The sequence below is a fragment of the Paraburkholderia madseniana genome, from assembly GCF_009690905.1.
In the GTDB taxonomy this organism is placed as follows: domain Bacteria; phylum Pseudomonadota; class Gammaproteobacteria; order Burkholderiales; family Burkholderiaceae; genus Paraburkholderia; species Paraburkholderia madseniana.
Map to the genome: position 1 here is coordinate 60,317 of NZ_VOSW01000045.1, position 16,057 is coordinate 76,373.

Consider the following 16,057-nt stretch of genomic DNA (forward strand, 5'->3'; position numbering starts at 1 on the left):
TGCCTCAATTCAGGCGTCGAAATGGCTTGTAACGCACGTTACGTGTTCGTGTTGCAGACCGGTCCGACGCGCGCCGCCGCACGTTTACCCGCTAAAACAAGGATCAAAATGTGTTGCGCAGTCTGCGCCGCGCAACAAACCTTCGCTGTTATACACAAAAGAGTCGCGCAAATCGTATTAGCGCTTGTAGAATCCGGCGTTGAAGCGTGCGCATACCGTGTGCGCTTCGTGCAATTTACTGACCACTACAGGTAGGAGAAACATGCCGACTTCCGCAAAAAAGGTGGCCAAGAAGGCTGCTGCCCCGGTACCGACCAAGAAGGTTGCTGCAAAGAAAGTCCCTGCGAAGAAAGCCGTCGCAGCTAAGAAGGTCGCCGTGAAGGCGTCCAGCGCTCCGTCGCCGATCAAGGACACCTTCACGAAGGCCTCGCTGGCTGCACACGTCGCTGAACGCGCTGCTGTGGAACCGAAGACCGCCAAGGCCGTTCTGGCCGCGCTCGAAGACACGATCCTCGGCGCTGTGCACAAGAAGGGCGCTGGCGAATTCACGCTGTCGGGTCTTCTGAAGATCGTCGTGCAAGCTGTGCCGGCGAAGAAGAAGCGCTTCGGCAAAGACCCGTTCTCGGGCGAAGAGCGTTGGTTCCCGGCCAAGCCGGCTAGCGTGCGCATCAAGGCACGTCCGCTGAAGAAGCTGAAAGACGCAGCAGCAGGCTAATCGTGCTTCATGCGTTGCCGCGGTTTTTGAGCGTGGTTGTTTAACGGTGCGTTTTTAACCGTGCGCTTTTAACCTTGCGCTTTTAACCTTGGTTAACGTTTGAGCCGACCCGCAGTGCGAGTTGTCCGAATCCCCGTGGATGCGAATCCGCGGGGATTTTTTATGCGCGCCTGCCGTGGTTTGGCGAACTCGCCGCTGCCCGCCAAGGTGCCGCTTATGCACCGTACTAGCGCATCATGAGCCGCCGCAGTACGATGGCAGCGAGGCGATGCCGGTCGGGATGCGCTGTTGGCGTGCATGCACTGTATTTGGCACGCGAAAAGCTCAATGGCATAGCGCTTGCTTCAACGATTGTCGAACACCGAATGCGCAGCGCATTCGCCTTCTATCCGACAACAAGAGCGGGGCGTGACATGCGATGCTATGACGAGATGCGTCATCATGACGATGCCGTGCGGCCACACTACGCGCGCTTTGAGCGGTGGCTGGTGAAGCAGGGCAATGAGGCGATCGCACGCAAACGTGCGGAAGCCGACCTGCTGTTCCGCCGGGTCGGTATCACCTTCGCGGTGAACGGCGATTTGTCCGGCACCGAGCGGCTGATCCCTTTCGATCTGATTCCACGCATCATTCCGCGCAGCGAATGGCAGACGCTGGAGGCCGGTTTGCGCCAGCGGGTGCAGGCGCTCAATCTGTTTATCCACGACGTCTATCACGATCGCAATATCGTGCGTGCCGGCATCGTGCCGGCCGAACAGGTCTATACCAACGCGCAATACCGGCCTGAAATGCAGGGCGTCAACGTACCGCTCGGTGTTTACGCGCATATCGCCGGCGTCGACGTGGTGCGCGCAGGCGACGAGGGCGAGTTCTACGTGCTCGAAGACAACCTGCGGGTGCCGTCGGGCGTGTCCTATATGTTGGAAAACCGCAAGATGATGATGCGGCTTTTCCCCGAGCTGTTCGTGCAGAACCGCATTGCGCCGGTCGCGCATTATCCCGATCTGCTGCTCGACACCCTCCGCTCGGTGGCGCCCGAAGGCGTCGACGATCCGGTCGTGGTGGTGCTCACGCCGGGCATGTACAACTCCGCGTACTTCGAGCACACCTTCCTTGCGCAGCAGATGGGTGTCGAACTGGTGGAAGGCAAGGATCTGTTCGTCGACGACAACTATGTGTTCATGCGCACCACGCAGGGACCGAAGCGTGTCGACGTGATCTATCGCCGCGTCGACGACGATTTTCTCGATCCGCTCGCTTTCCGCAACGATTCGGCGCTGGGCGTGCCGGGTCTGTTGACCGCCTATCGGGCCGGACGTGTGGCGCTGGCGAACGCCATGGGCACCGGTATCGCCGACGACAAATCGATCTACCCGTACGTGCCGGAAATGATCGAGTTTTACCTCGGCGAGAAGCCGATCCTCAACAACGTACCCACGTTCCAGTGCCGCAAGCCTGACGATCTCGCGTACACGCTCGCGCATCTGCCCGAGCTGGTCGTGAAGGAAGTGCACGGCGCGGGCGGCTACGGAATGCTGGTGGGACCGGCATCGACGAAAGCCGAAATCGAATCGTTCCGGGAGCGCCTGATTGCGCGGCCCGCGGGTTATATCGCGCAGCCTACGCTCGCGTTGTCGGCGTGTCCGACCTTTGTCGAATCCGGCATCGCGCCGCGCCATATCGACTTGCGGCCGTTCGTGCTGTCCGGCAAGAGCGTGACGATGTGCGCAGGTGGTCTCACGCGCGTGGCGTTGCAGGAGGGCTCCCTCGTCGTCAATTCGTCGCAGGGAGGCGGGACCAAAGATACGTGGATGGTCGACTGACGCGGTTGCCAATGCGGTTGCTCATGCTGGAGTTATTGCAGCATTTCATGCAACCGCGCCCGCAACCCAACGTGCCGGCGAAGTAGTCGAACCGCCGCCGGTGCACACGGATAACCAGCGCGAGCCTTTTTACTTTTACCAGGGTCTCGCGTCATCAGATACGGAACGCCGTCATGCTAAGCCGAACCGCCGATCACCTCTTCTGGATGGCCCGCTACATGGAGCGCGCGGAGAACACCGCCCGCATGCTCGACATCAACCTGAAGGCGCTGCTGTTGCCGCAAACGCCCGAACAGGAAGCGCGCGCGCAACGCTCGGTGCTGCGCATTTCCGAGCTCGAAAGCGCGTTCGCGCAGCGCTACGACGAACCGACCCGCGAACATGTGCTCGATTTCATGGTGGCCGATGCGACCAATCCGTCGAGCATTCACTCGTGTTTGCAGGCCGCGCGCGAAAACGCCCGCGCCGTACGCGGCACCTTGACGACCGAATGGTGGGAAACCATCAACGACACCTGGCTCGAATTCAACGAACGGAGCCAGTCCGGTCAGGCCGTGAGCAATCCGGGCGCGCTGTTCGAGTGGGTGAAGTTCCGCTCGCACCTGTCACGCGGCGTGACGATCGGCACTGCGTTGCAGGACGATGCGTTCTTCTTCACGCAGCTCGGCACCTTCCTCGAACGCGCCGACAACACCGCGCGGATTCTCGACGTGCGCTTCGCCGACGTCGAGCCGAATTCACGCGATGCCGCCCGCCAGCTCGAAGACTTTTACTACTGGACCTCGATTCTCAGTTCGGTGTCGGCGCTGGAGATTTATCGCAAGGTGTATCGCGATGTCGTCACGCCGGCGCGAGTGGTCGAATTGATGATCCTGAACCAGCAGATGCCGCGCTCGCTGCTCGCTTCGCTCGAAGGCGTCTGCACGAATCTGGCGATGCTGCGCACGCCGGGCTCGAACCAGTGCGAACGGTTTGCCGGCAAGCTGCGCGCCGAGCTGGTGTATTCCGACATCCGGCAGATTTTCGAAGCCGGCCTGCACGCCTATCTGACACAGTTCCTTGCTCGCGTGTTCGAGCTCGGCAATCTGGTTGCGCGTACCTATCTGATGTTGCCAGTCGCCTGACGGAGTTCTTTTTATGTACCTGACGATCCGCCACGACACGTCCTATCGCTACGAAGCGACTGTCCATTATTCGATCCAGCAACTGCGTCTGACGCCGGCGAGCGGCGCCTCGCAGGTGGTGCGGCGCTGGAGCATCGATGCGCCCGGCAAGCTCGACGCCACCTTCGACGCCTACGGCAATGTGCTGCATACGCTCGTCATCAACAAGCCGCACAGCGAGATTCGTCTGCACGTAGCGGGCGAAGTGGACACGATTGCGCTGAAAGATGGTCAATTGCCCGACGCGGTCGGGCCGATTCCGCTCGAGCATTTCACCTGCTCGACGCGTCTCACCGAGGCCGATGCGGCAATCCGCGAGTTGGCCGCATCAGTGCCGAGTCTTGCGACATCCGGCAATCTGATCGAGTTGTCCGAACAGATCGTGCAGCGCGTGAAGTACAACACCGGTATCACCGAAGTCACCAGCACGGCCGCCCAGGCGCTCGCGCTCGGCAACGGCGTGTGCCAGGACCACGCGCATCTGATGCTGGCCTGCTGCCGCGCGCGCGGCATCCCGGCGCGCTACGTGAGCGGCTACATCGAACCCGGCGACGTGAGCACCGGAGGAGGTCCCCTTGGGGCGGACCACGGCGCGAGCCACGCATGGGTCGACGTGTGGCTCGACGGCAAGGGCTGGATTTCCGTCGACGTCACGCATGCCGCGTTTGCCAGTGAGATCTACTGCCGGCTCGCCGTGGCGCGCGACTACGAAGCTGCCGCGCCAGTGCGCGGCCGGCGGATCGGCGGGCTGGAGGAGCATCTGAAGGTGTCCGTTACGGTCAGTGGGCAGATGCCGCAATAGGGGGCGGGGACTGACGGTCGGCTCAACTGGGCGCCCGGGGCTGCATGACAGGCCGCCCGCGGCCGCCTCCGCGGTCACATCACAGGACGGCTCACCGGGAGGGCTGGCGAGGCGTTTAAGTGAGCGTCAGCCCGCATAGTCGTTCAGATTCGGCGCGCGGCGGCCGTAAAACGGGGTAAGGCGCATGTGCGCCGCATTACAATAGCGCCGTTCAGTCGTTTTTTGCGGGTACTTTTCCTTATGACTTACTGTGTAGCGATGTCCGTCGATGACGGGCTCGTGTTCCTGTCGGACACGCGCACCAATGCGGGCGTCGATCACATCAGCACCGCGCGCAAGATGTCGGTGTTCGAGCAGCCGGGCGAACGCATGCTTGTGCTGCTGGGCGCGGGCAATCTGTCGCTCACGCAAGCGGTGCTGCACGAGCTGTCCGAGCCCGTCGACCCTTCGCAGCCTACGCTCTGGAGCGCGCCCACCATGGCCGACGCGGCTCGCGTGATTGGCCGCGCGGTACGCCGCGTGCATCAGCGCGAAGCCGAGGCGCTGCAGGAATTCGGCGTCGAATTCAATTGCAGCTTCATTCTTGGTGGCCAGATCGCCGGCAACCGGCCGCGCCTGTTCATGATCTACGCGGCGGGCAATTTCATCGAAGCGTCGGCTGTAAACCCGTATTTCCAGATCGGTGAGGCCAAGTACGGCAAGCCGATCATCGATCGCGTGCTGACGCCGTCCACGCCGCTCGACGAAGCGGCCAAGTGCGCACTGATTTCGATGGACTCGACGCTGCGTTCGAATCTCTCGGTCGGGTTGCCACTGGATCTGCTGGTGTATGAGAAAGATTCGCTGCACGTCACGCGCTTCGTCTCGATCGATCACGACAACGCGTACTTCGAGATGATTCACCGCACGTGGGGTGAACGGCTGCGTCAGGTATTCGGCGAGATTCCCGATCCGGACTGGCAGGAATCGCCTGATGTGCCGCTGCTGCAGCGTGAGCGTGCGCTGGTGCTGCATCGCGCGCCGGTGGGGGCGGACGGCGTGGAGCATGAGCTCGACGCGAAGCCGGCGCAGACATTGGCGCAGGCGGAGAAGGGCAAGGCCCAGCGGCGCTAGGGCGTTCGGCGTAGATCGCTGGCCGGGAGCATCACACCAAGGTCGTCACGAGCCTGTTAAGGGCTTGCTGGCGGCCTTTTCATTTACTGAGGGGATCGCGATGGACGTGCAGCGCGTGCGCGGTTGTCCCTCGATCCGCGGCATGACTCGGACGGACCAGTCGTCGCCGCGAGCGCCAAAGCCTGGGGACGAAAAAAAACCAGCCACAGGCTGATTGCCCGTGGCTGGTTTTCAACTGCGTGTTGCTCCCGCAGTCCGTCAAGTTCGATTAGAACTTGTGGCGGATACCGAGGCTGACGATTACTTGCGAGTTCGAGGCCGATTCGGCGTCGTAGTCGGCAACCGTTGCCGTTGCGCCCGTGCCCGATGCCCTTTGATAGGCGCCGACCAGGTAGAGGTCTGTGCGCTTCGACAGGTTGTAGTCGCCGCCCAGCGAGATCTGGTTATACGATGCCGACGGACCGTTGCCCGAAGCGTGCGTGAACGTGTAGCCCAGACCCAGCAATGCTGCCGGCGTCAGTTGGTAGTTCACGAAGCCAGCACCGACGTTGTAACGCTCGGTCGAGCTGAACGTCGAGAGGGCGTCCGGCTTGTACTGTGCGTTGCTGTAACGGATACCAGCCGTGACCGGGCCGATAACGTACTGGCCAGCAACCGAAGCGATACCGATCGACTTCGCCGATGCGTACGGTGCATTGATCGAGTTGAACGTGCCGTCCGACGTCGCGTTCCAACCAGTTGCGCGAGCGGCCGCCGTGTTGGAGTTGTCCATGCGGATGTAGCCAGCAGCGATGCTGAACGGACCGTTCGCGTACGTTGCTGCGCCGGACCAGGTTTGACCTGCACCCGACGAGCCTGCTACGCCGCCGAATGCGTACATTGCTTCGAACTGGAAGCCAGCGTACGTGTTCGACGTGTACTTGACTGCGTTGTTCGTACGCGAGCTGTTGTCGTTGTTGTCAACGTCGCTCGGCGTCGTGAAGGTGGAACCGAAGTAGTTGTCTGCCGTCAGCGCCTGAACCAGGTCGACCACCGGGTCATACTGGCGGCCGATGGTGACCGTACCGAACTGGTCGCTTTGCAGGCCAACAAAGGCCTGGCGGCCGAATTCGCGACCGCCTTGGTTCAGCTTGCCGCTGTTCGGGTCGAAACCGTTTTCCAACTGGAAGATAGCCTTCAGGCCACCGCCCAGATCTTCCGTGCCCTTCATGCCCCAGCGGCTACCCTGCAGGTTGCCTGCGGCCATAGCGACGGAACTCTTGTTCTTGCCCGAAACGTTGTTGTTGTTGATGTACTGGATCGAGTCGTCGATCAGGCCATAGAGGGTAACGCTGCTTTGAGCATGTGCTACGCCGGTGGCGCCGAGCAGCGCCAGCGAGAGGGTAGACAGGGCGATTCGTTTCATCCTTTTCTCCACGCAGATGATTAGTTTGTTGTTGCGGAAAGGAGAATAGCTCACTGCCTCAACTGGTAAGAACCGGAAAAAAAAGAGTGTCTCCAAAAACCGACAAACGACGCAAAGCCTTGTATTTAAAGCCCGTTAACGATTGTTGCTGTTTCAGCAATATTCGTTCGCTGAGTGCGCATTATTGTTGTTTTGTTGATAGTGAAGGCCTCGGGACCTGCAATTTAGACACTTGTTTGAATGTCCTTTGTAATCTAGTCGTCTAGTTGTTCCATCGGTTCTTCAGCGCCCATATAAAAACAGAGCCGCGTCGCGCTTGACGGGCGCGCTGGACAGAATTTATGCGTTATGAGCAGGTAGCCACCGCTGCCGTCGCAAACTTGTGGCCGGGATTTGCTGCTGTGGTTTGCCGTCGTGGCCGGCCGTTCCGGCCCCCTGCTTTGGTCCGCCGCCATGGTTCTCATGTCGGGGCACTCCCTTCTGGTGTTGTCGGTGCGAACTGCCACCAGCTTCACTCTTCACGCGCATTCACGCGCCACGGCCATCATCGTCACCTTTGCGGCGCGCCACGGCGGCGGCAGCGAGTCCAGCCGCTGCCGCAAACAGCACCGAGGTCCACGGGTGCCGTCTGACATAGCGATCGGCGGCGACGGCCGTGCGGCCCGCTTCGACCAACGTGACCGCGGCGACGCGTGTCGCTTGCGCTTCGGCAAGGACTACGGTGCGGCCGATCTTGACTACGGTCGCCCGCGCTGAAGTCTTCTTTCGCGGTTCCAGCGGCGGTAAAGCTGACGCTGGCGTTGCTGCGGCACGCGCCACGGCGGCAGCCGCTCCGGTTGCTGGGGCAAGCCCGGCAGCAGGGGTTTCGCGGTCTTCCACGCGAGGCTGCGCATCGATCGATACCGTCGATGCCGCCAGCACCGAAGCAAGCACGGCACGGCTGCCGGGCGGCGAGTCTTCCTGCATGCCCCAGCTGCCGCGCGGATCGTGCATGCGCCCGCGCGCCGCCGAAAACTCCGCACCGAGCAGGAGCACGGCGGCCGAGAAGTACAGCCACATCAGCAGCACGGCCAGCGAGCCGGCGGCGCCGAATGAACTCGCCATCCCGGCATGCGCGATATACAACGCGAACAGTTTTTTGCCCGCCGAGAACAGCACAGCCGCGACGATTCCGCCGACGAACGCATCGCGCCACTGCACCTTGGCGTCCGGCAGAAACTTCAGCAACCCGGCGAAGGCAAAGGCCAGCACCAGCAGGCCGACGCCGAGTTGCAGCAGGTTGCCGATCACCACATACGGCGAGTTGCCCCACAGCCATTTGCCGATGAACGTGATGACCGTATCGAGCACCAGCGAGACGATCAGCAGGAAGGCGACACCGAGCACGAGGCCGAACGAAATCAGGCGCACGCGCACCATCGCGATCACGCTCGACGAGCGCGGCCCGGTATACGGCCACACCAGATTGAGCGCGCTATTGAGCGACGAGAAGGTAGCCGAGGCGCCGATCGCCAGCATCGAGAACGAAATGATCGCCGCGATGCCGCCGGCGCTGCCGCTGTGATGAGCGTTCTCGACGATGGTTTGCACGCCCGCGGCGGCCTGGTCGCCGAGCAGGCCGTGAATGTGGGTGAACAGTTCGCCGCGCGCGGCCGCGGCGCCGAAGAACCAGCCCGCCACGGCGATCACCATGACCAGCGTGGGCGCGAGCGAGAAGGCCGCATAGAAGGCGATGCTGGCGGCCATGGCCGCGCAACGGTCGTCGGAAAACTGTTTGAATGCGCCAATTGCCCAGTTGGCCTGCCTGCGCGCTACCAACTGGAGGTTCTCGGAGGAGAGCGTGTCGATGTCCATGGTCGTGTTTCTCAAGGGGATACTGGCGCCGCAAGCGCAGTGTGCGAGCCGCTAAGGTGGCCTCAATGCAGCATTTGCAGACTTCGCATCGACACCTTTCGCAAACCTTGTGCCTGTCACTATAACAAGCGCTTCGTGCCCATGCGCGTGATACGCCGCGAGCATGTGTGCCGTTAGAATGCCGCCGCCCCGGCGAGCAGCACCAGTCAAGCTCCGCCCCATAGGTCAACGCACGAAGGCATCAAACACACGCATCAAACAAACGCTGAAGTTTTCTCCCGTTCCGCCGTTATTCCGAAGATTGACATGAACAGTTACGGTGCCCGCCCGCGCGGCGCCGCCTATAAGTACAAAGGAATACGGAGATGGAACGTTTTCGCCTGAAAGTGCGGCTTTGGCTCGCGCTAACAGTAATGTGCATGGGAATTCTGGCCATCGGCCTGTGGGGCGGGTTCAAAACGCGCGACACGATGATCGCCGACCGTCAGGCCGAGCTGAAAAGCGTGGTGAGCGTGGCCTACAGCGTGCTGGATCGCTATAACGGCCTCGTCGTGGCCGGCACGATGTCGCTCGCCGACGCGCAACGTACGGCCATGGCCGACCTGCGCGCGATGCGCTACGACGGCGCCGGCGGCTACCTCGTGCTCGAGGACGCGCATGCAAGAGTGCTGATGCACGGCGTGCGGGCCGATCTCGAAGGCAAGGACATGAGTGGCTTCACGGACCCGAAAGGCCGCCACGTGTTCAAGGACGGCTCGGATCTCGCCCAGCGCGAAGGCGAAGGCTTCATCCACCTGCAGTTCCTGAAGCCGGGCTCCAATCAGATGGCGCCGAAGATCAACTACGTGCGGCTCTACAAGCCATGGGACTGGACGATCGTCACCGGTGTGTTCACCGACGATATCGACGCTGCGTTTTACACCACCCTCGTGCAGTACGTCGGTGCCGCGCTGATTCTGTGTCTGGTGGTGGGGCTCGTGATCGGCGTGATCCTGCGCAGCATCTTGCGGCAACTCGGCGGCGAACCGGCTTACGCGGCGCAGATCGCTTCACGTATCGCCGATGGCGACCTCGATGTGGTCGTCGAGACGAAAGCCGGCGACAACGTCAGCCTGCTCGCCGCGATGCAGCGCATGCAGCATCGACTCGCGCAGGCGATCATGCAGATTCGCAGCGGCGCAACGCTGATTTCGACGGTGTCCAACGAGATCGCCGCCGGCAACGCGGACCTGTCGCGCCGCACGGAACAGCAGGCGACCGCGCTCGGCGAAACCGCTTCCAGCATGGAGCAGATCACCGCGACCGTGAAGCAGAACGCCGATAACGCCAAGCAGGCCAGTCAACTGGCGCACAACGCCTCGGAGACGGCGGCGCGCGGCGGTGAAGTGGTCGGCCAGGTGGTCGAGACGATGCGTGGCATCTCGCAGTCATCGCACCGGATCGGCGACATCATTGGGGTGATCGAGGGGATCGCATTTCAGACCAACATTCTTGCCTTGAACGCGGCCGTCGAAGCGGCGCGCGCCGGTGAGGAAGGGCGCGGCTTTGCGGTGGTGGCGGGCGAAGTGCGCAGCCTCGCGCAGCGTAGCGCGGCGGCGGCCAAGGAGATCAAGACGCTGATCGAAGAATCGGCCGCGCAGATCGAAGGCGGCTCGCAGTACGTGGGCCGGGCCGGTGAAACGATGCAGGAAGTGGTGCACGCGGTGCGCCGCGTGACCGACATCATGGGCGAGATCAGCGCGGCGTCGGTCGAGCAAAGCTCGGGCATCGAGCAGGTCAACATCGCGGTGGCGAGCATGGATCAAACGACCCAGCAGAACGCTGCATTGGTGGAAGAAGCCAGCGCGTCGGCCGACGTCCTGAAAGCACAGACCGGGCAACTGGCGGCCGCGATTGCCGTGTTCACGCTGCCCGGAAGGGGCGTGAACAGCGTGGGGCACGCGAGGCGCCAGACAGACTGAATGTCGTGGCCAAGGTGACGCAGTGGCCAGGCGGGATTGTAAAACGGGTGAGTTTTACCGCAATGTGGTCAATATGACTTGCGAGGCAGACAGAGCCGTGATCGCGGCGCGCGTGACGCCGCCTGATGGAGGCGTCACGCGACCAGTTGCGTGACAGCGCCTGACCGCGCGCCAGCGAGCGTTCGCTCAGATGATCAGACGTGAGACCTTGGTGCCTTCGAGCGACACCCCGGCCATCAAGCCGCCGTTTGTCAGCACAAACGCTTCGACCGGGCTGGTGGCGGTCGACGTATCGATCGCGCCGTTCGCACCGACCTTCAGCACGGCAACCGTTGCATCGGCGCCTGCTGCCCATCCCTGGCTGCTGAGGAATGTGTCGAGCGCCTCTTGCGTCATGAACAGGAAGACCAGCGCCTTGGACTGCGCGCCGATCTGCAAACCGAATGAGCCCGCGACGGTGCTGTAGTAACCCGTTGTGCGGCCGGCCACGCGCAACGACCCTTCGCCGTATTGCCCGCCAACCCAGAAGCCCGCGGAAATCACCGACGGGAACACCAGCACGCCGCGCGCCTTGGCGACCAGTTCACGCGAGCCGGTGACGTTCGCGTAGAGACGCGACAAGGTGGAATCAACGCCGGCGTTGATCGTGTCGCGCTTGCCGGCGTTCGCCGACTCAGACGCGCTCGAGGATGGCGACGTGGTCGTGCAGCCGGCGAGGCCAAAACCCGCCGTAGCCAAAGCGGCGCTCGTGGTCATGATGAATTGTCGTCTGCGCATGATTGTTCTCCTGGTGCGTAGTGAAGATTGCGTTTTCTTGTCTGACAGTGAGTGCCGTGACTTCGGCACATGCGTACGTCGGCAGCCCGTATGCCTGCTAATCAGCATTTAGCGTGCCTGACGCCACGGCCTGTGTATAGACAACTGTCATGCGCTGACGTTCGCGGGGGGATTCACGGCTTTCAACGCCGCTTCCCCCCTCAACCTACCCCTCGATCCCTAGGCCGCCGGGCGGATATTCTGATTGTGGCGGAACAGATTGTCAGGGTCGTAGCGGTTCTTCACGGCGCCGAGACGCTCGTAGTTTGGCCCATACGCGTCAGCCACCCGGCCGCCTTCCTCCTGCGTCATGAAGTTGACGTACACGCTGCCTAGCGCGAACGGTGCGGCTGCGTCGAAGAAAGCGCGCGCCCAGGCAATGCAGCGCTCGTCATCGCTCGCGTCGTCCCAACGGCCGTGCACGTTCATGGCGTATTGCGTGTCGCGGCTCGAATAGGCTGTGGCTTCGACCGGCACGCGGCTCGTCTGCGCGCCGATCTGCCCGAAGAAGATTTCGCATTGCGGTGACGGCAGCTCGCCGATCGCATCGAGCAGCGCATCGATGAGACCATCCGATATTTTGTCGAGATTGTGCGACTTCCAGTAGTTACGAGCGCCCGGCGTGAGCAGTGGATCGAACGCCTGTTGCCACATGGCGTACGGCATCGGCCCGAGATGTTCGCCGACCGGTGTGCCGAAGCCGCGTACGGCCTCCACCACGGACGGCCCGTTTTCGATGGGGCCCGAGTAGCACATCGCGAATACGATGACCGGTTTGCCGTGCACTTCGGGCGGCAGGAACGGCAGCGGTGGCGCAAGCCGTAGAACGGCCCATACGCTCAACTCCTCCGGCATCTGTTCTGCAGCCGTGCGGTACTTGAGCAGGGCATTTTTCGCCTGATCGATCGGCAGCACGACGAGGCCGCCGTACACGAGCGGCCCGACCGGGTGCAGCGCGAACTCGAAACGCGTCACGACGCCGAAATTGCCGCCGCCACCGCGAATCGCCCAGAACAGATCGTCGTGCGAGTCCGCGCTTGCGTGCAGCAACTCCCCGTCGGCGGTGACCACGTCTGCTGAAATCAGATTGTCGACGGTCATGCCGTATCTGCGGCTCAGCCAGCCGAAGCCGCCCCCTAGCGTCAGACCTGCCACGCCGGTGGTCGAGTTGATGCCAAGTGGCGTGGCGAGTCCGAATGCTTGCGCTTCGTGGTCGAAATCGCCGAGCGTAGCACCAGGCTCGACATACGCGCGCTGCGCGACTGGATCGATGAATACGGATTTCATCGGCGACAGATCGATCACAAGGCCGTCGTCGCATAGCGCGGTGCCGGCGATGTTATGGCCGCCGCTATGCACCGCCAGCGGCAGATTGTTGTCGCGCGCGAAGGCTACGCCGCGGCGCACGTCGGCCACGCCGGCGCAGCGCAGAATCAGCGCCGGATGCCGGTCGATCATTGCATTCCAGATGCTGCGGGCCTCGTCGAAACCCGCGTCGCCGGGCCGCAACAGTTCGCCTCGGATCGCGGCTTTGAGTTCTTCTGCAGCGCTGCTGGACACGCTTACCATGACACACCTCCAGACATTAATGGGAGACGCTCTCGAAACACCATTGAGCTGAACAAAGCAAATTGAAAGCGTCTGGACAGGTTCAAGTTGCGTCCAGTAAACGGCCCTGCTTCCTTAAGTCAAACGAAGGTAAACCCGCGTCCGCGATCGACACCGCGCGAAAGCACGTACGGCAAGTGTCCGTGCGCTGCGGCACGAGTCATGGCTGTCGTCGCCGCTGTGTATGGTGGAAATACTTCGGGAAAAGACTGCGAGAGGAAGTGTTGGTTGTGCGCCGCGGTGGTGGCTGCGCGGCGACACTTTGGTGGGCGAACGGTGGAATTTTCGTTTGCGTACCGTGCGGACGTGCCGATTTACATGCGGTTTCGCACGGAGGAATATGCCCGTATCGACTCGTTCACGATCAATCGCTGGGGAGGCGTGATGTCCATGCAAGCTCTTGTTCTCAGGCAGCACAACGGCCCGCTCGAACTGACCGAACTACCGCGCCCCGAGCCTGCGCGGGGTGAGGTGCTGGTGCGAATCGCCGCGAGCGGCCTCAATCCGCTCGACACAAAAATTCGCGCCGGCGCCGCCGGGCACGCGAAACATCCCTTGCCGGCGGTGCTGGGGATCGACATGGCCGGCGTCGTCGAGGCAGTGGGCGCCGGTGTCGATAGGTTCAAGGCGGGTGATCAGGTGTACGGAATGACGGGGGGCGTGGGCGGCCTGCAAGGTTCGCTGGCGCAATACGCATCTGTCGATGCGGATCTGCTGGCCTTGAAACCGTCCAATCTCTCGATGCGCGAAGCCGCTGCGCTGCCGCTTGCTTTCATCACGGCGTACTCGGGCATTGTCGATCGCGCGCATTTGCAGGCAGGGCAAACGGTGCTCGTGCATGGCGGGGCAGGGGGAGTCGGATACGTCTCTGTGCAGTTGGCGCTCGCGCTGGGTGCGAAGGTCTTTACGACAGTGAGCGAGCGCGACCGCAGCGTGGTGGAGGCGCTCGGCGCCAGACCGATCGATTACCGTGCACAGTCGGTCGAGCAATATGTCCAGTCTGCGACGGATGGCGTGGGTTTCGACCTGGTTGTCGATACCGTCGGCGGGACGACGCTCGACGCATCGTTTGTCGCCGTGAGGCATTTCGGCCATGTGGTGAGCGCGCTCGGGTGGGGCACGCATGCGCTAGCGCCGCTGTCGTTTCGCGAAGCCACCTACTCGGGCGTGTTCACGCTGCATGCGTTGCTTTCCGGGAAAGGCCGCGCGCATCACGGCGAGATGCTGCGTGTGGCCGCGCGGCTTGCCGAAGAAAACAGGCTTGCGCCTCGCCTCGACGCGCGGCGCTTTGATCTGGGCACCGCGCAGCTTGCGTATGAAGCACTGGCCGACGGTAGCGCGCGAGGCAAAGTTGTGGTCGAGGTCAGTTGAGCGGAACGCTGAGCGCAGCGTTGCTGCGCGCTTTTGGATTAACCCTTCACGAGGCCGCCGTCCACGATCAGATCCGCCTGGATCGGCAGGACACGATCGCCGAATTCGTCTCTCAGCGCGTGAGCCAGCGTTTCGCTCTTACAGTAATTCACCACGACGCCGGCGCCTTCGCGTACCAGTGCGCGTGTGATCGCGGCACCGAGTCCGCGAGCGCCGCCGGTTACCAGCACGCATTGTTCGGATAAAAGCATTTCTCTTCCTGTTGTCGATGAGGTTGCGATCTTCCTGTTGTCGCCTGATTCGGTTTTCTCGCTCGCTTAGTGGGGTGGCGCACGGATAACGATGGCGCGGACGCAGAGCGCCGGTCGATGTCCGCGACGAGGCGCGCTTCGTTTGGCCGAGTGATGGGTCGCGCACCGTAGTACTGTCTGTGTGATTGCGCTCACTCCCGTCTTTGTAAATTCTCTTTTGTGTCCGGACAAACACATAGGCAAAACAATTGTTCGCGTCACGGTCCATGTATCTCCACCGAAACTGCTCACTCCCGGGTAAATAGTTTGTTTGCGGCTGTTCGAATCATCTGATTAGGCGAGCCGGACTTGAAGTAAAAATAATAGTTTGGACTGCGTATCTGGAGATGAGGATTTCCGACGCTGTTAAAAACGGTAATTGACGATCTTTGACAGTCGTGCAGCGCAATTAATCGGAAACAGGCCAGCAATCTCGCATTGCGTGGGGTAACGCACGGTCATTGGATGGCGCTCCGCATAACTTCAACTTCCATCGGGCCCCTGCTGTGCTCTTTTCAAACCTTTGTTCGCGCACAGCCAGTCGCTTCTCCCGGATCACGTCAAATCGGACCGGGAGTATCTGCGGATGCGATGCCGGGAGTCGCGCGCTTTTCGTGCGGTGCCTGGCAATGCCGACTGGGCTTTGAAGTTTCATTTTTAACAGCGAACAGAGATTCACTCGTTATCTGGATCTGTCTTTCGAATTATATGGTTAGGAGAATGAAATGAAAAAGAAAAACGGGGACGCGCGGACGTTGGGGACAAGCAAAGCGGTATTGGCGATTGCTGTGAGTCTTTATGCGGCGATGGCGGGCGCTCAAACGAGCTCGGCTGAACCTGTGGCGCAGTCCGCAAGTTCGACGAAGCTGACGGTTGCGCAGGTATTGCCGATCGATTGCCCGCTATTCGACACGCTCGGCTGCAAGCAGGATGACGGTGGGCTGCGGGCGTTCGGCGGAAGTGGAGTGGCAGTGGCTGCGGGGCTGGGGTCTACATCGGCGTCGGGCTCGCAGAGCAGCAATGGCAGCGGGACTTCGTCGACTGGAGCGGGCGCTAACGGTAGCGGAGGCGGCTCGACGTCCGGCGCGGTGGGACTTGGCGCCGGAAGTGTAGGGAGCGGCGGTGGAGGGAAGGGC

At 62.0% G+C, this 16,057-nt stretch carries 12 protein-coding genes and 1 pseudogene; 8 read left to right on the forward strand and 5 right to left on the reverse strand.

What is annotated here, in order from left to right:
* The first annotated feature begins 262 nt into the window (after positions 1-262).
* From FSO04_RS23345 to FSO04_RS23365, 5 genes are all read left to right on the forward strand, one after another.
* Positions 263-715: an HU family DNA-binding protein gene (locus tag FSO04_RS23345; RefSeq protein ID WP_007177969.1), complete on the forward strand. Its 453-nt coding sequence runs from the start codon at positions 263-265 to the stop codon at positions 713-715.
* A 413-nt stretch (positions 716-1,128) separates the two neighbouring features.
* Positions 1,129-2,538 carry a circularly permuted type 2 ATP-grasp protein gene (locus FSO04_RS23350; protein ID WP_154562910.1) on the forward strand — a complete coding sequence of 470 codons (1,410 nt, stop codon included), beginning with the start codon at positions 1,129-1,131 and terminating at the stop codon, positions 2,536-2,538.
* 173 nt (positions 2,539-2,711) lie between these two features.
* A complete protein-coding gene (locus FSO04_RS23355; protein ID WP_154562912.1) occupies positions 2,712-3,662 on the forward strand; it encodes an alpha-E domain-containing protein in 951 nt (316 codons plus the stop codon).
* 13 nt (positions 3,663-3,675) lie between these two features.
* A complete protein-coding gene (locus tag FSO04_RS23360; RefSeq protein ID WP_154562914.1) occupies positions 3,676-4,503 on the forward strand; it encodes a transglutaminase family protein in 828 nt (275 codons plus the stop codon).
* A 240-nt stretch (positions 4,504-4,743) separates the two neighbouring features.
* Positions 4,744-5,616, forward strand: coding sequence for a proteasome-type protease (locus FSO04_RS23365; RefSeq protein ID WP_154562916.1), 873 nt, complete (start codon positions 4,744-4,746; stop codon positions 5,614-5,616).
* 268 nt (positions 5,617-5,884) lie between these two features.
* Here the strand turns inward: FSO04_RS23365 and FSO04_RS23370 are convergent, their stop codons facing one another.
* On the reverse strand, positions 5,885-7,021 hold the full coding sequence (locus FSO04_RS23370) for a porin (protein WP_154562918.1): 1,137 nt from the start codon (positions 7,019-7,021) through the stop codon (positions 5,885-5,887).
* 528 nt (positions 7,022-7,549) lie between these two features.
* Complete coding sequence (locus tag FSO04_RS23375; protein ID WP_154562920.1) at positions 7,550-8,875, reverse strand: YihY/virulence factor BrkB family protein; 1,326 nt, start codon at positions 8,873-8,875, stop codon at positions 7,550-7,552.
* A 365-nt stretch (positions 8,876-9,240) separates the two neighbouring features.
* On the opposite strand from FSO04_RS23375, the gene FSO04_RS23380 reads away from it, so the two are divergent.
* Positions 9,241-10,836 carry a methyl-accepting chemotaxis protein gene (locus FSO04_RS23380; protein ID WP_154562922.1) on the forward strand — a complete coding sequence of 532 codons (1,596 nt, stop codon included), beginning with the start codon at positions 9,241-9,243 and terminating at the stop codon, positions 10,834-10,836.
* Between the two features lie 186 nt (positions 10,837-11,022).
* On the opposite strand, the gene FSO04_RS23385 is transcribed toward FSO04_RS23380, so the two are convergent.
* Both FSO04_RS23385 and FSO04_RS23390 read right to left on the reverse strand, forming a co-directional pair.
* Positions 11,023-11,613, reverse strand: coding sequence for a BPSL1445 family SYLF domain-containing lipoprotein (locus tag FSO04_RS23385; protein ID WP_154562924.1), 591 nt, complete (start codon positions 11,611-11,613; stop codon positions 11,023-11,025).
* A 219-nt stretch (positions 11,614-11,832) separates the two neighbouring features.
* Positions 11,833-13,221 carry an FAD-binding oxidoreductase gene (locus FSO04_RS23390; RefSeq protein ID WP_154562926.1) on the reverse strand — a complete coding sequence of 463 codons (1,389 nt, stop codon included), beginning with the start codon at positions 13,219-13,221 and terminating at the stop codon, positions 11,833-11,835.
* 423 nt (positions 13,222-13,644) lie between these two features.
* Here FSO04_RS23390 and FSO04_RS23395 point away from each other — a divergent pair, with 423 nt between their 5' ends.
* Complete coding sequence (locus tag FSO04_RS23395) at positions 13,645-14,631, forward strand: zinc-dependent alcohol dehydrogenase family protein (protein ID WP_154562942.1); 987 nt, start codon at positions 13,645-13,647, stop codon at positions 14,629-14,631.
* Between the two features lie 68 nt (positions 14,632-14,699).
* On the opposite strand, the pseudogene FSO04_RS23400 reads toward FSO04_RS23395, so the two are convergent.
* Positions 14,700-14,882, reverse strand: a pseudogene (locus FSO04_RS23400) (SDR family NAD(P)-dependent oxidoreductase); the annotation flags it as partial.
* 764 nt (positions 14,883-15,646) lie between these two features.
* Between FSO04_RS23400 and FSO04_RS23405 the strand changes: the two are divergent.
* The coding region (locus FSO04_RS23405; RefSeq protein WP_199203057.1) for a hypothetical protein at positions 15,647-16,057 on the forward strand (411 nt) is incomplete at its 3' end.

Excerpts from the sequence above, each read along its gene's own strand:
- FSO04_RS23370 (WP_154562918.1), bottom strand. The coding sequence starts at position 7,021 with ATGAAACGAATCGCCCTGTCTACCCTCTCGCTGGCGCTGCTCGGCGCC.
- FSO04_RS23375 (WP_154562920.1), bottom strand. The coding sequence starts at position 8,875 with ATGGACATCGACACGCTCTCCTCCGAGAACCTCCAGTTGGTAGCGCGC.
- FSO04_RS23360 (WP_154562914.1), top strand. The coding sequence starts at position 3,676 with ATGTACCTGACGATCCGCCACGACACGTCCTATCGCTACGAAGCGACT.
- FSO04_RS23395 (WP_154562942.1), top strand. The coding sequence starts at position 13,645 with ATGTCCATGCAAGCTCTTGTTCTCAGGCAGCACAACGGCCCGCTCGAA.
- FSO04_RS23355 (WP_154562912.1), top strand. The coding sequence starts at position 2,712 with ATGCTAAGCCGAACCGCCGATCACCTCTTCTGGATGGCCCGCTACATG.
- FSO04_RS23365 (WP_154562916.1), top strand. The coding sequence starts at position 4,744 with ATGACTTACTGTGTAGCGATGTCCGTCGATGACGGGCTCGTGTTCCTG.
- FSO04_RS23350 (WP_154562910.1), top strand. The coding sequence starts at position 1,129 with ATGCGATGCTATGACGAGATGCGTCATCATGACGATGCCGTGCGGCCA.
- FSO04_RS23385 (WP_154562924.1), bottom strand. The coding sequence starts at position 11,613 with ATGCGCAGACGACAATTCATCATGACCACGAGCGCCGCTTTGGCTACG.
- FSO04_RS23380 (WP_154562922.1), top strand. The coding sequence starts at position 9,241 with ATGGAACGTTTTCGCCTGAAAGTGCGGCTTTGGCTCGCGCTAACAGTA.
- FSO04_RS23345 (WP_007177969.1), top strand. The coding sequence starts at position 263 with ATGCCGACTTCCGCAAAAAAGGTGGCCAAGAAGGCTGCTGCCCCGGTA.
- FSO04_RS23390 (WP_154562926.1), bottom strand. The coding sequence starts at position 13,221 with ATGGTAAGCGTGTCCAGCAGCGCTGCAGAAGAACTCAAAGCCGCGATC.